We start from the raw sequence: 13390 nt of genomic DNA on the forward strand, positions 1-13390 counted from the left end.
GATTTTCATATCCGGCAGGTGCTGCAAATGTGCAGTGTTGACGATCTCCCAGAAGAATCACCAACACAGTAGCCTGCGTTCACCACAGAACGTTTAAATTATCTGATTTCTGCCAAGGTGTGAGATGGGAGATTCCACCCCAATTTCCGGCGATAGAGTGTTTGGTTTCATAAGTATCAAAAACAATCTTTTCACCGCGCTCTCTGAGTATAGTCAACCCTCTGTCAACATGGACTTGCAGTGACAACAGGAGACAGCCTATGACTGTAGTCGTGTGGAAGACGTCACGGATCGCAGTATCGTACCAGAGACGGACAAGAATGGGGTCATATCTTGTGACAGGATTCGATTGCCCGAATACGAGCAAGTTAATTCCCATACGCACGCGTTAATAATATATTGCTCTGTAGAGCTACAGGGCATGTCTCGCCCGTCCCCATCCTCTGACGATTCAACTTCTCGTGACTCAAAATCAGCTGTATCAGACGCTGCTGACTCTCTGTACGAAGACCTTGCTACGACGCGGCGGTGGTATCTCGCACTAACAGGTGTTGGATTCTCTGTAACCACTGCTGGCTGCACATCGACCGGTTCCGACAGACCAACAATGGAGTCCGAACCCCCGGAGCCGACTGATGAAACGTTCGATACCCGAGAGACGATTGGGGGTGAGATAGAGAGCGACGAAGACAATGACGAGACTGACGAAGATGACACAGAGAGCGACGAAGACAATGACGAGACTGACGAAGATGACACAGAGAGCGACGAAGACAATGACGAGACTGACGAAGATGACACAGAGAGCGACGAAGACAATGACGAGACTGACGAAGATGACACAGAGAGCGACGAAGACGACGCAGAGACCGACGACGAGCCGGAAACCGTCGACGACCTCCCGCTGTTCGACGCACACACGCACGTTATACCGACAGAAGCGCGGGGTCGCGACCCTCTCTTCGCCGAACAACTCGTCGAGTGGATGGATGCCAACAGCGTCGACCGAGCGGTCGTCCTCGCGTTCGATGCTCCCGAAGCGTATCCGGTTCAAGCGCCGAGCGAATGGGTGCTCGACGAGGTCGCTTCGTATCCCGACCGGCTCGTTCCCTTCTGCACGGTCGATCCGCGAGCCGTCGACGGAGCAGACGCTGCCGCCGACCGCCTCGAGCACTACATCGACCGCGGCGCTCGTGGGTTCGGCGAGCTCAAAATGGAGATGGATATCGACGACGACCGCCTCGAACCGCTGTATGAGCTCTGTGCGACGTACGAGTTGCCGGTCCTCTTTCACACCGATCAACAGATGATGCGGGACGAGGTCGGCCTCCCGCGACTCGAGAACATACTGGCGTCGTACCCCGAGGTTGATTTCGTTGCACACGCCCACGGGTGGTGGTCGCACATGGCCGCTGACGTCGAACCGCAGGATCGCGGGCGGATCCCGGAGGGACCGATTGAAGCTCCTGGCCGTGTCTGGGACTTGCTCGCGGCGTACGACAACATCTACGGCGACATCTCCACCCTCGGAGGATGGAACGCGCTCACCCGCGACGAAGCGTACGGACAGGCGTTCCTCGAGTCACACCACGATCAACTCGTCTTCGGGACCGACTATCTCTTTCCCGGCCACCAGATTCCACACTTTGCTATGTTTGAACAGTTCGATCTCGAACTCGATGCGTGGGCGAATATTCGGCATCGTAACATCAAGGGCCTGCTTCGGTGAACTGGCTTCGCGGGTGAAGGCACGCGCTAGCTGATCTCCCCCTCGGTGTCCTCGCCCCAAACGGAGAGGGTTCGAAGATCCCTCAGGCAGTCGAGCAACGTCGTTCGAAAGCGTTTGCCCTTTCGTGCTGCCGATCGCTACTGTTTCGCTGATCAACTCGTGCAGGCGTAGGATTTCAAGCCACAGTCAGTCCAGCGACAATAACGTATCCACCAACAATCACCAGCACGGTGGGAACGAGCCATCGGTCAAGTCGATCAGAGATCCCATCGATAGCGACGCGATACACGAGTAGGAGCGCAGTGAGAAATACGATTCCAGCGGCGATCAAATATACGATGACGATGAGTTGCAACTCTCCTGGTCCAAGGTCGGCAAAAAACGGAACGAACACTGCGATGTTTTCACCGCTAAGTCCGATTCCCGCAACGGTAACCACACCAATACGCCCGACTGAGTTCGGCACAGCCGGTAGTTCTTCAATGGTTGTTTCTGGAGGACGACTGATGAGACCCCACAGACCGATGGTGAGGGGAACGACTCCCAGCAGAAAGGTCCACTCGTACAGGAGTTCAGCCGCGACAATCGCCCCGACAACCGCAGCACTGAGACCGATACAAAAACTCACATAGTGTCCAACAAGCACTTCCCAGAGCTGATAATCGTTATCCGCACAAAACGCACTGATGACGAGTAACGTATCAATATGGGTTACAATGAACAACCACAGGGCCACAAACAAGACTGTCTCCACAGAACACAATGCTAGTCGCACTGAAACCATATATTGGTTTCCTCTCCATCCTACCGTTGTGTCTGCTGTACTGAAAAGCCGTGACCAACGCAGAACGTTCACTCGAGTTCGAACTCGTCAGACGCATCCGTGCGGGACCGACGATCAGTCCGTTCGTCGCTGCGTTCATGGTGCCGTTGTGCATCTTCAAAGTCTTCGTCGCAAGGAGTCGATCAAGTCGCCGTTCAAATTCGTCATCAGTGAGTTCGCCCCGTGCATACCGCGAACGCAATTCTTCCAGCGCAGTTTCTTCCGCACTCACTTCACCAGTTGCCGACTCGTTTGCAGTCTCTTGATTTTGGTAGTACTCGAGAAGTCCCAGTGCAAGCGGCAACACTCCAGCGAAGCCAACGACAAACGTGATCTAAAAGAACTCGAACCCAAGCGCTAACAGCCCAAATCCGACTGTGAACGTTACAATCGAGATGATGCCGACAATCACCGTCGATAGTGGGTCGCCTCCGGGCCCGTGGCTTTTTGAGTCGCTTGTCCCCATCTATGCACCTCATATCATCTGTCGCGTCACTTCATATTTGTCATAGGTTGGGAGATACCTCGTGATGATCAGATACCGCAACGATGTGGTGGAACGCATCGCCACGCGAATGGCGACCCGGACGAGTCGATGGTAACTGAATCTTAGCTATTTGAGACTTCCAAATAAGGAAGGGCGGTGCTTTTCGGTGACAAGGTAGGAGTACACACTATGAATTTGCCTGAGATAGATTCGGCTGTGTTCTTTGGGTTAATTACAATGGTCACCTGGGGAATCTGGGTGGTCCTGGGCAACGCTGCCTCGGAGTCTATTGACCCGAGGACGGCCGCCGCGATCTCCTATCTTGTTGCGGCTCCTCTTGCACTCGGCTACATTCTCGTTTCAGACGCGTCGCTTGTTATTACGGCGAGAGGCGGACTGCTCGCTGGCGTGGCCGGATTGTTCACCGGAATCGGTCTGATTTCGATGTACATCGGTCTTTCGGGAGGGTCAACAACCGTCGTCTCGACTCTTAGCGCGATGTATTTCGTCGTCGCGGCGCTCATCGGTGTGGTCATCCTTGGAGACGAAGTTACGATAACGAGAGTGGCTGGAATAGCGTTCGCCATTCTTGGTGTCATCCTGGTTTCCCAGTGAATTACCTCGGTGTCAGGCCCCGAGGTATTCCCCTGTGTCGCTGACACATTCACCTTCCAATCCACCTGTCTCCGTCTACACTCGTCGCCGGGCTGGATTTGCGCTTGCCTCTCGCACGCTTCGCCCACCTATCACCATCTAGTAACTGGTAGAAATCGCGTCCGAGATATAGTAACAACTGGCCCTGTTGAGGCCCTATTATTCAGCTATGTTCTCGTCTGAAACAGTCGGTCAATGAGAACTGCTTATTGGCCGCTGGTATTCCTACCAATTAGCGCATCTGTTCGAAGAGTCTGAGGAATACACAGCGCGAATGAACCAATCAAATAGATGGGCTCAGTTTTCGGGTAAGTCGTCCAGTAGGCCGTATTTAACCCGGTAACATACAGCCCCCACCGAAGATCCGACGCCGAGGCTGTGTGACGTTTCTCGATCATCCAAACTGAGAAGCAACTGGCCAACCCACATTCCCAGTATTAACGCCCACCGTCGAACACGTGACCGGCGAATACCCCCGATATCCCGGTCGTACAGCATTCGATAGACAACGGCACTCGCAATGCCGACAAAAAACCAACCCGTCCGTACGGTTGGGATATCGACCTCTTCAATCACTTCGGCTGCGAACGTCGTTTGAAGTTCTGCGGCATCAATTTCCTGTTCGTCAATGGCACAACTCTCTGGCACTCTGATTTCGTCTAACGATCCGTCATGACGTAATTGTTCAATCCGAGCAGACTCTCTTCGGAACAGAAGTATTAGACCCACAACTGCGAGGTTTCCAAAGAAGTCGAAGATTGCATGGGTCCGGCGTGAGACCATGACTGTGATCAACACACCCATTCTAATAACGTTATTGAGGGCCGTTCCGTCCCTGCTGAATGCGGTGCGCATGTCGGTCACGCTGATATTGATATGGTTAGCGAACGGACTCACCGTCTCGACTGCATCGAACGTACACAGCCTCAGCGGATGGTCGTGCTGTATATCCCCTCTGATTATAGTAGACACTGCAAGTCACTGCACACCTGATCGCCAGCCTGCTCGGCGATCAGTGTGTAACTAGTTGCAGGTGTTACTATAGGTTCACTAACGAGTTGATTGTGAATCGACCGATCCGGTCATCCTGAAGTTGGGGGTTTGACACTTATTGGGAGCACTTAGATGACGTCACTTGATCTGAATCGAAGATACCCGATTGCAACCGGAACGATGAACCACAGAGCGAATACGATGACACTCACCCACTCTTGTAGCAATAGTGGTTCTCCCGTCGACAACTCTCTTGTCCAGAGTACATCCATAATAATTCCTATTGCTTCGTGTGGCGCAAGGTTCTCGATGAACCCAATCCAGGCAGGGGACGTCTCAGACACCTCACCGTGGATTGCCCAGTAGAGAACGTCACCAATCACGTACAGCGCGAAATACACAGTCAAAAAGAGGCCAGTCAACACTGCGAGAACTCGACGGGAGGTCGCAAGGGCTGCCGAAACCGACACGCCGATCACTGTATATAGAATTCCGTTTGTAAGGTTGCCGACCAGAAATTGCCCATACTCGGAGAGAGCGAAGGACCCATAGATGACGTACAGAAACGGAATCACCAACATGTACCCAATGAACACCGGAACGAACAGCGCCAGGGTACGCCCCACAGTTTTACCGAGCAACAGTTCTGCTCGACTCACCGGAAGGCTGAGGAGAACGTGAATACTTCCTGATTCGCGCTCGCCGACAATTGCGGGATAACTGAGCAAAACTGCGACGATTGGAATGAGTAAGCTCATCGTTCCGAACGCCGCACCGACGCCCTCCTCGAACGTTGGGTCGCCGAAGATCTGCTGCATCGAACTCAGAGTGAACGTGACAAGGAGAAATCCGACTGCCAACAAGACGAACGTGTTCGACCGGATTGAATCGGCAACGTCCTTGCGGGCAATTTCGTGCCACGTCATGCTTTGACCTCTTCGGTAGTGTACGCTGCAAATAGGTCTTCCAGTGACGTCTCGTTGGTATTGACCGACAGGATTCGACCTTCCACTTGACAAAGTTGACTGAGCACCTCGTTTGTGGCGTCGATATCTTCGAGAACCAGTTCGAGCTTTCGGTCATCCGTGTTCACGGCGGTGACTGCATCGAGATGTTGTACACGGTGGACAGCACGGGCGGCTGCATCGTCAAACTCGATCTGTACTGTGTTCGTCTCTTCAGTTCTGGATCGAAGTCCGGAAATCGTGTCTTCAGCCACGAGTCTCCCACTGTCGAGAATCCCGACCCGGTCACAGATCCGTTCCACTTGGCCAAGGATGTGACTGGAAAAGAAGACTGTCACACCCTTTTTAGTCTCGGTCTGAATGAGTTCGCGCATTTGTCGTGCACCGTTTGGGTCCAGTCCACTCGTGGGCTCGTCTAAGACGAGAAGTTCGGGGTCTCCGACGAGTGCCATCGCAAGTTTGAGTCGCTGTCTCATTCCGGTGGAGAACCCGCGAACCCGCTGATCGAGTGTGGTTTCCAGCCCGACACGCTCACAGAGGGATTCTGGATCGTCGTCGGCGTTTTTGATCCGAGCCACGAATTCGATGTGCTCTCGTGCTGTGAGATTGTCGTAGAGCTGGCCGTGGCTTGGAAGGACGCCAATTCGATTCCGCGGAGATGGCGACCCAGGATCGACTTCCTCACCGAATAACCGAATTCTGCCGCTGGTAGGTCGGACGAGCGACAACAGCATGTGGATCGTCGTGGTCTTTCCGGCCCCATTCGGTCCGAGAAAGCCGTATACCTCGCCTTTTCGGATGGAGAGGTTGAGATCCCGTACTGCGGCGAGATCACCGAATTCCTTGGTGAGTTGCTCCGTTTCGAGTATGGGTTCACTTGCTACCATCTCAGTCGTCAGTTACCTCTCGTGTGAAAAAACCATCATCTACGGTCAAAATCGATTTTGACCGTTCTACCCCATTCCGGGTATGACTGTGACAGTTCCGTTCACTACGGGAGCGTCGAGCGGACATAGATTTGTGTGCCGACGGCGAACCAAATAGCGTATCCGACGCCGTAGAAGAGCATCTGGATGAATCCGGTGAGCGGGTCCCACAGGAGCCAGCTCCCTCCCAATGCAGAGAGCGTCTGTTTGCCAATCTGTGGGAGAAACACGGTGAGTGAAAATCCAACGATGACTATCAGCACGCGAAACCAGTGCAGACTCGTCACAGACCAACTCAATCTGAGCGCCGTCAGCGGGTTGTAGCCTCCCACAACACAAATCTCAGGGGCAAGCCAGAACTTGAAAATGGCGAGCGCCGATGCAGATCCAAATATGAGTGTCGCCGACGCACCATCGTAGATGGACTCGCTTGAAAGACTCGTCCCGGCCAGTTCATCGACCCACGTGAGAGTCGAGAGAAGACCCCAACTAAGAATCGACGCGAGACCGATAGCGACTGCCCCAACAATCAGAACAGCGATGAGTGTTACGACGACGGCGGGTAACCGTCGTTGACTCGTCACGAATAGTTCACGGGCCGACCGTACTGACCCCTGTAAGGCAGCGGTCGTCACGCCCACGACGTACACACGGAGGACAGTCGTGCTTAGTGCAACGTAGAAGGCCACTGCTGTTCCGACCGGCCACGTCTGGGGCATCGTTTCAAGCGCTGGCCACAACAACCAACTGAGAACCGTAACTGCAAAGACCAATACGAGAACTGATGGATGTCGCCACGGCAACGATATCGCCCACAGAATATCGCCAGCGATGGAGCGACGAAACACCTGTAGATCGGTGGATCGACACCGAAGACAGGTACACCCTTCGACGTCGTCGGGTTGTTTGATCGGCTCCATAGTCAGTGTACGTTCAAACGATCAAAATTAGTTTTTATCGAAATCAACCTATTTGGGGAGCCCGGTCGAATATCGGTCACACGATGGGAAAGCTACTTCCGACGTCGTCCGACGCCACCATCAACAGAGAGGAACAGCCTCAACTGCTCTGTATCGATGACGATCTAACGTCCGAAGTTTTTAAAGCGCTTTCTTCAGATACGAGTCAGGACATTTTCGCTCTCCTCAACGAGGAGCCAATGGCTGCACAAGATATATCCGACGAACTCGATCTATCGTTACAGCGAGTTTCCTACCACCTCGACAATCTCCAGGAGTCGGGATTAATTACGGTACTCGATACGTGCTACTCCGAGAAGGGTATGGAGATGGACGTGTACGGTCCACCCGAGACGCCACTCCTTCTATATCTGGGCCCCTCTGACGATAGACCAGGGATGATCGCATCATTCAAACAATTTGTACACGCACTCGGTCCGATTGCTGCTCCAGTTGCTATCGGCCAGGCTCTGGTACGACTTGTGTCGGGTGACGAGTGAGTTATTCAAGGAGCGGAACTACGCAGCCAATACGACAGCTGTGGTTCCTGTCCACCTCAATGTTTTCAGCACTCATTATGTCCAACTCTCGGACTCGGTACCTTCACCTCCGAATTTCGGCCGTCTTTTCTGACAGAATTTCCATATCTCGCTATACCACTGCAAGATACAAGGCGCGAACGTGGAACGGACTGAGGAGCGATCAACGCGGAAGATCGAACGGTCAATACAGGTCAAGCAGGTAACGGACCAGCAATCGATTCCTACGATAGCTATCAAGAGATGCCTGCTGAATATAGAGCATTAGTGCAGCACGACGACTTGGTTTTCAGATTGTAGTTGTGACCCTATAGTCGGTAGAAACCGAGAACAGAAGCCGATCGGTTCGGTAAAGACGTGGAGTTCAGGCGATAACCCATCCGGACACTACGACGAGCCCGCCGACGAGTACCAACACGGAGGGGACGAGCCACCGATCCAGCCAGTCAGGAATGCCGTCGGTAGTGAGGCGAGATACGGTTGCGAGCGCGGCGAGAAACACGACCCCGGCACCGATCAGGTAAACAGTGATGATAAGTATCAGTTCGGCTGGCGAGAGGGTAGCGAAAAATGGGATGAAGAGAGCGATGTTTTCGCCGCTGAGACCCAGTCCTGCGGCGGTCACGACACCGATACGTCCGAGAGAGTTTGGCACGAAGGGCACCTCTTCGACCGTCGTTTCTGGGCGCTGGCGGAGTAGTCCCCATAGTCCCAAGCTGAGGGGAACGAAACCAAGCATGAACGTCCACTCCTGGAGTAGCTCGGCAGCAAGAATCGTCCCGATGACCGCCGCGCCCAATCCGCCACAAAAGCCGACGTAATGCCCAACAAGCACTTCCCAAAGGCGGTAATCGTTGTCCGCACAAAAGGCGCCGATGACGAGTAGCGTGTCAATATGGGTTAGGACGAACAACCACACGCCCACAAGCAGAACAGCTTCCACAGATCCTATATATGTCATGTCCGATTTCTATAATTGTTTCTCTACGAAAGCCCTGATCGTTGGAGGATGTCGTGACCGGCACTCATTTTCTGACTCGTACCGTATTGGCTTGACATCTACCCACGACTGAAGTCGTGGGATTCCTTTCGTGGGAGTCTCAGTCGTCCTGAGATTCCCCGACAGCGACATTCCCACCCACGGTGGTACTCTGGTCTGTGTACGCCTCGTTAGCCGTTGTCTCCACTAGGGAGGGCGGGTTGTGATGTTCCCGCCAGTTGTGATTGTTCCACTTGAGATACACGGGCCGTGCCATCGACCCGACTTCGGTGTTCTGCCGTCTCAGGAACGATTCCGATGCGACGAGGTCAGCGTGCCCCTCGAATCCGCACGGACACGCCAGCGAATCCTCGTGACGAATAGTCCCTTTGTGCTCGCCACATTCGGGACACATCTGAGTTGTCCACGCTTCAGATACCTCGTTGACCGTGATACCGTACTCCTCACACACGTCTTCGAGGCGGTTGATAAACCGGCGGTACGCCCAGAAGTTGTGCGTCTTTTCGTTCACACACGGCGACCAGTGCGTCGAAAGCACGCCCTTGATGTCCCCGACGTACAGCGTCGAAACGCCCTCGTCGTACAGACGTTCCGTGAGCTCGCGGACGAGGGTGTCTTGGGCGTGGTTCCGCCGGTTTGTGCGCTTGCGATACAAGCGGTCGATGCGCTTGCTCGACTCACGCTGGTTTTCGAGGAGTGACTGGTAGTGTGCGATACGTTCCGTGGTTTTCCGGAACTGCTCGAACAGGTTACGTCCTTCGAACAGGAATTGAAAGCCGGTCGTTGTTGTGCAGGCGACGAGGTTGTTCACGCCCACGTCCAAGGCGGCTTCGTGGGAAGCCAGTGGTGAGTCCAGTCGAGAATCAGGCACGGTGACTGGTTGGAAAGCCCTGAACGTATCTGCGGTTTCGTCGTACACAATTTCAAGCCGGTTCTGCTCGCCGCTCCATTTCGGCTCACCAGCAACTTCAACGCGGAGGCGTTGGTTCCGATTCAACCCAAGTTCGTCTTTGAGTTCGGAGCCGATCGGGACTTCAAGTCGGGAACGTTCGCCGTACTCTATGGTGTACTGGTCGTTGCGAACGTACGTGCGGAGTACCCGCCCATCGTCTTTGCTGCCCCAGTATCCGGGTGGAGACGGCTTCTCGTTGAGTTTCCCGGCGTGGTACTTTTCGTTGAGCGAGAGGAATGACCGCCACGCTTCGGAGTTTTTGCGGATGATCTGCTGGGCGACGGAACTGCTGAGGACACCCTTGTACTTACCTTCGAGACTACCGGTGTCGGCGTCCCAGATGCTTTCATCGTCTTCGAGGAAGTTTTGGCGGCGAGTGTAGTTTGTCTCGTTCCAGAGACTCGCAGAAGCGTCCAACCAACGAACGAACACCTCGCGCTCTTTCGCAGAGCGAGGGCGAACGTTGAACCGGTTGGCTCGCTTCATATCACCGTCTACGAAGTGTTTGTTTGTAAAGATATGCGTTAGCGTGGGAGACTCAGGCCCGCCATTGAGTGTTGTTGATGACGTGGGATGTCGGATTCATCCCACGACTAAACTCGTGGGCTTTCTCCTTGATTTTCTGTAAGTCGGGAGAATCGCTCAGCACGGGGAAAGATTGGCGGTACGGGGAAGGATTGGGGGATAAGCTCAACTGAAAGCGTCCTCAAGGGACGGGACTACCTGCTTTTTCCGGGACATGACGCCTGGCAAGAACGCTTTCTGATCGGTAAACGTCGTGTCGAGGGCGTCCGCGACAGTGTCTGTGTAATCACCGGCAACGAGGACAGTCGAGTCCTCGTCAAGGAGGTCAGTGACAAGTAATAGGAGGGTGGTGAACTCCCGCTCATCAACGATATCGTCCATCGCGGCGAGAACAACGGCTTGCTGCTCCAGCACTGCTTCCGGGGTGACAGTTTCGACTTGACCGATCCCGACGTGATGCGATCCAAATTCGAACTCCTTGAAATCGCCAAGAACCATCTCACGCGGGCTTTTATTACCGAGTTTGCTTTTTTGTTGGAGGAGATCTTTTCCGTACGTCTCGATTTCCACACCGGCTGTCTCCGCTAGGCGCTCGGCCACAACTCGATCCGTGTCGGTGGTCGTAGGCGATCGGAGGACGACAGTGTCACTCAAGAGACCACTTAGCAACAGCCCAGCGGTCTCACTGTCGATCGGTTCGTCTGCCTCGTCGTACAGGTGCGTGAGAATGGTCGCGGTTGAGCCAACTGGTTCGTTCCGGAAGAAGATGGGGTTGCTGGTTGTCACGTCACCGATACGATGGTGATCCACGATTTCGACGATCTCTGCCTCCCGAGCGCCAGGCACGGTCTGGCTGTACTCGTTGTGATCAACGAGAATGAGCCGTTCCGTCGCGGCATCCTCCAGAAGGGGCGGGGTCTGCACACTCCAGAAATTTAAAACAAACTGGGTTTCAGGGTTCACCTCACCAGCTCGTGCCGGGACAGCATCCACTTCCTGCGATTGTTTCAACCACGCATACGCGAGTGCAGAGCAGACCGCATCCGTATCTGGCTGTTGGTGGCCGATAACGTAGAGCGGCTGTGACATACCGCGAAATGCACGCTATGCATCTATAATTCTACCTCTGTCTCTTCCCGACAGAACGTCATCGGTCAGTAGGTAGACGTGCTGACTATTTTACTAATATTTGAAATGACCTGTGACCGAGTGCTGCAGACATCCTCTGTACTGAACGAGAACCACCTTCGCAGATTGAGTCAGAGCTCGTGCTACATTCGTGCTGTGAGTTCAGCAGAACTTCATCGAACTACCGAATTACTGCCAAGAGTGAACTGCTGAATATAGAGCGTGAGTGCAGCACAGCGGGTTCGTTTGGTTCAGTTGATCTGTGGTGAATCAGCCGGTCAATGGACGTGCGGATATTGCACGCTATCTCTATCAACTTTTAATAAGATTGGTCCCATCCGTGCAAGATACAATGCGCATATATTAGCCATTTTGTAATATCAGTTTAATATAGATAGATCGATCGGCCAAGCGACCTACAATTGGATGCACTGCACTCGAATGTCAATACACGTTTCTATAAATATAGACCTAAAAAATTGAAACATTATATGTTGCAAAAATGTTAGTATGGTTTCACGTGATTGTCAAGGAGTTAATCGCTACCAGCGTCTGTATGAGCGCTTTTCGTCGCTTATGCCATCTTCATGCTGTCTGTCGCTCGATCCTGGATAGATGCTCGGTTCCATAGACGGCTATCACCCCGATGGTGATTACACAGACGACGAGCGCAATCACCCAGTACGTGAACGGATCTATGTCGTCACGTAGAAGCAAAATACTCCCTATCCATGCGTTGAACGACCCATGCAGGAGGACGACGAGTAAGAGACTCCCTCGCGTACTATTGTACAACCACGTGAAAAGCACTGCGAGGGCAATAGTCTGAATGGCATATGGGAGAGCTGGGAGGTCCGTTTGAACCGCCCCGGGAAGGATCATCAAGGGGGCATGCCAGATCAACCAGACCACGCCGATAACGAGACTCGCAGTCAGTGCATCCAACGACGACTGTAACCGTGGGAGTGCAAAGCCCCGCCACCCGATTTCCTCCAGCCCTGCAAACATGGAATTCACGATGACCATCCCGACGAACAGGAGGGCGAGATCGGGGGTCGGAAGCGGCGTGGTCACCCCCAGAATCAGCCAGTCAAGCAGAATCGCACTGATGACGAAGACGCCCGGAAGCAATACCGCGACGCCATACCAACGCGAGCCGACTCGCCACCGGAGGAGTCGGCGCAATAACTGACGGGTGCTTTGGCCCCCCTCGGTGAACTGTGTAACAACCACAGCCGCAATTGGTGGGCCGAGGCCGCCGATAGCAAAGAGAACGAACGCCGGGTCGAACGTTAACTCTTCTCCGGGCGCCATGCCGAGTACGACGAGTATTCCCCAGGGAGTCCAGGAGATGAGAAACGTTAGCAGAACAAACGCGAGAAGTGATCGCCGAGTGGCGGTCATTGTTCCACCTCGTGTTGGGGCGTCCCGATATGACCGCCAATTGCGCTCAAGCAAACGTACCGGAACAGCATTATCGGCAAGAGCATCGTGGCAAGGAACGTTCGATGCCTCCGGACGTCTCCCAGGTGGCTTATCACGCTTATGAGAGGCACGGATATCCGCAGTGTCATACAAAAGGTAGGGTGTTAATCCACATGTATATGGGTGTGTTCTTACATTTGTGTAAATCCTCTACACTGAACGACCACTACCTTTCGTAGATAAATCAGATTACGTGCGACATTCGCGCGTTCTATTCAGCAGAGA

13 protein-coding genes are annotated in these 13390 nt (G+C 53.7%); 3 read left to right on the plus strand and 10 right to left on the minus strand.

The window, feature by feature from the left end; genetic code table 11:
• The first annotated feature begins 607 nt into the window (after positions 1-607).
• Positions 608-1729 carry an amidohydrolase family protein gene (locus NMAG_RS19555; RefSeq protein ID WP_012996966.1) on the plus strand — a complete coding sequence of 374 codons (1122 nt, stop codon included), beginning with the start codon at positions 608-610 and terminating at the stop codon, positions 1727-1729.
• Between the two features lie 175 nt (positions 1730-1904).
• On the opposite strand, the gene NMAG_RS19560 is transcribed toward NMAG_RS19555, so the two are convergent.
• Together NMAG_RS19560 and NMAG_RS22805 are read right to left on the minus strand one after the other, a co-directional pair.
• On the minus strand, positions 1905-2483 hold the full coding sequence (locus NMAG_RS19560) for a cadmium resistance transporter (RefSeq protein WP_004216121.1): 579 nt from the start codon (positions 2481-2483) through the stop codon (positions 1905-1907).
• The gene (locus NMAG_RS22805) at positions 2431-2859 is read right to left on the minus strand and encodes an SHOCT domain-containing protein (RefSeq protein ID WP_338046888.1); all 429 of its coding nucleotides are present in this window, start codon (positions 2857-2859) and stop codon (positions 2431-2433) included. Before NMAG_RS22805 ends, NMAG_RS19560 begins: the two co-directional genes overlap by 53 nt.
• A 369-nt stretch (positions 2860-3228) precedes the next feature.
• Here NMAG_RS22805 and NMAG_RS19570 point away from each other — a divergent pair, with 369 nt between their 5' ends.
• Positions 3229-3654 (plus strand): EamA family transporter, encoded by a 426-nt coding sequence (locus NMAG_RS19570; protein WP_004216122.1) that lies wholly within the window; start codon positions 3229-3231, stop codon positions 3652-3654.
• 336 nt (positions 3655-3990) lie between these two features.
• On the opposite strand, the gene NMAG_RS19575 is transcribed toward NMAG_RS19570, so the two are convergent.
• The 4 genes from NMAG_RS19575 to NMAG_RS19590 form a co-directional block, all read right to left on the minus strand.
• Positions 3991-4665 carry a hypothetical protein gene (locus NMAG_RS19575; protein ID WP_004216123.1) on the minus strand — a complete coding sequence of 225 codons (675 nt, stop codon included), beginning with the start codon at positions 4663-4665 and terminating at the stop codon, positions 3991-3993.
• Positions 4666-4814: 149 nt separating this feature from the next.
• Entirely contained in the window at positions 4815-5612 is a 798-nt protein-coding gene (locus NMAG_RS19580; RefSeq protein ID WP_004216124.1) for an ABC transporter permease subunit, read from the minus strand.
• Positions 5609-6538 carry an ABC transporter ATP-binding protein gene (locus NMAG_RS19585; protein WP_004216125.1) on the minus strand — a complete coding sequence of 310 codons (930 nt, stop codon included), beginning with the start codon at positions 6536-6538 and terminating at the stop codon, positions 5609-5611. Before NMAG_RS19585 ends, NMAG_RS19580 begins: the two co-directional genes overlap by 4 nt.
• A gap of 104 nt (positions 6539-6642) precedes the next feature.
• A complete protein-coding gene (locus tag NMAG_RS19590; RefSeq protein ID WP_012996968.1) occupies positions 6643-7497 on the minus strand; it encodes a hypothetical protein in 855 nt (284 codons plus the stop codon).
• An 83-nt stretch (positions 7498-7580) separates the two neighbouring features.
• Here NMAG_RS19590 and NMAG_RS19595 point away from each other — a divergent pair, with 83 nt between their 5' ends.
• On the plus strand, positions 7581-8036 hold the full coding sequence (locus NMAG_RS19595; RefSeq protein ID WP_004216128.1) for an ArsR/SmtB family transcription factor: 456 nt from the start codon (positions 7581-7583) through the stop codon (positions 8034-8036).
• A gap of 403 nt (positions 8037-8439) precedes the next feature.
• Here the strand turns inward: NMAG_RS19595 and NMAG_RS19600 are convergent, their stop codons facing one another.
• From NMAG_RS19600 to NMAG_RS19615, 4 genes are all read right to left on the minus strand, one after another.
• Positions 8440-9036 carry a cadmium resistance transporter gene (locus NMAG_RS19600; protein ID WP_004216129.1) on the minus strand — a complete coding sequence of 199 codons (597 nt, stop codon included), beginning with the start codon at positions 9034-9036 and terminating at the stop codon, positions 8440-8442.
• A 139-nt stretch (positions 9037-9175) separates the two neighbouring features.
• Positions 9176-10513 carry an RNA-guided endonuclease InsQ/TnpB family protein gene (locus NMAG_RS19605; RefSeq protein WP_004216130.1) on the minus strand — a complete coding sequence of 446 codons (1338 nt, stop codon included), beginning with the start codon at positions 10511-10513 and terminating at the stop codon, positions 9176-9178.
• A 204-nt stretch (positions 10514-10717) separates the two neighbouring features.
• Positions 10718-11641: a manganese-dependent inorganic pyrophosphatase gene (locus NMAG_RS19610; RefSeq protein ID WP_004216131.1), complete on the minus strand. Its 924-nt coding sequence runs from the start codon at positions 11639-11641 to the stop codon at positions 10718-10720.
• 624 nt (positions 11642-12265) lie between these two features.
• Positions 12266-13084 (minus strand): CPBP family intramembrane glutamic endopeptidase, encoded by an 819-nt coding sequence (locus NMAG_RS19615; RefSeq protein ID WP_004216132.1) that lies wholly within the window; start codon positions 13082-13084, stop codon positions 12266-12268.
• Positions 13085-13390: the final 306 nt, after the last annotated feature.

The sequence above is a fragment of the Natrialba magadii ATCC 43099 genome, assembly GCF_000025625.1.
In the GTDB taxonomy this organism is placed as follows: domain Archaea; phylum Halobacteriota; class Halobacteria; order Halobacteriales; family Natrialbaceae; genus Natrialba; species Natrialba magadii.

Excerpts from the sequence above, each read along its gene's own strand:
- NMAG_RS19605 (WP_004216130.1), bottom strand. The coding sequence starts at position 10,513 with ATGAAGCGAGCCAACCGGTTCAACGTTCGCCCTCGCTCTGCGAAAGAG.
- NMAG_RS19590 (WP_012996968.1), bottom strand. The coding sequence starts at position 7,497 with ATGGAGCCGATCAAACAACCCGACGACGTCGAAGGGTGTACCTGTCTT.
- NMAG_RS19585 (WP_004216125.1), bottom strand. The coding sequence starts at position 6,538 with ATGGTAGCAAGTGAACCCATACTCGAAACGGAGCAACTCACCAAGGAA.
- NMAG_RS19570 (WP_004216122.1), top strand. The coding sequence starts at position 3,229 with ATGAATTTGCCTGAGATAGATTCGGCTGTGTTCTTTGGGTTAATTACA.
- NMAG_RS19580 (WP_004216124.1), bottom strand. The coding sequence starts at position 5,612 with ATGACGTGGCACGAAATTGCCCGCAAGGACGTTGCCGATTCAATCCGG.
- NMAG_RS19555 (WP_012996966.1), top strand. The coding sequence starts at position 608 with ATGGAGTCCGAACCCCCGGAGCCGACTGATGAAACGTTCGATACCCGA.
- NMAG_RS19610 (WP_004216131.1), bottom strand. The coding sequence starts at position 11,641 with ATGTCACAGCCGCTCTACGTTATCGGCCACCAACAGCCAGATACGGAT.
- NMAG_RS19595 (WP_004216128.1), top strand. The coding sequence starts at position 7,581 with ATGGGAAAGCTACTTCCGACGTCGTCCGACGCCACCATCAACAGAGAG.
- NMAG_RS19600 (WP_004216129.1), bottom strand. The coding sequence starts at position 9,036 with ATGACATATATAGGATCTGTGGAAGCTGTTCTGCTTGTGGGCGTGTGG.
- NMAG_RS19615 (WP_004216132.1), bottom strand. The coding sequence starts at position 13,084 with ATGACCGCCACTCGGCGATCACTTCTCGCGTTTGTTCTGCTAACGTTT.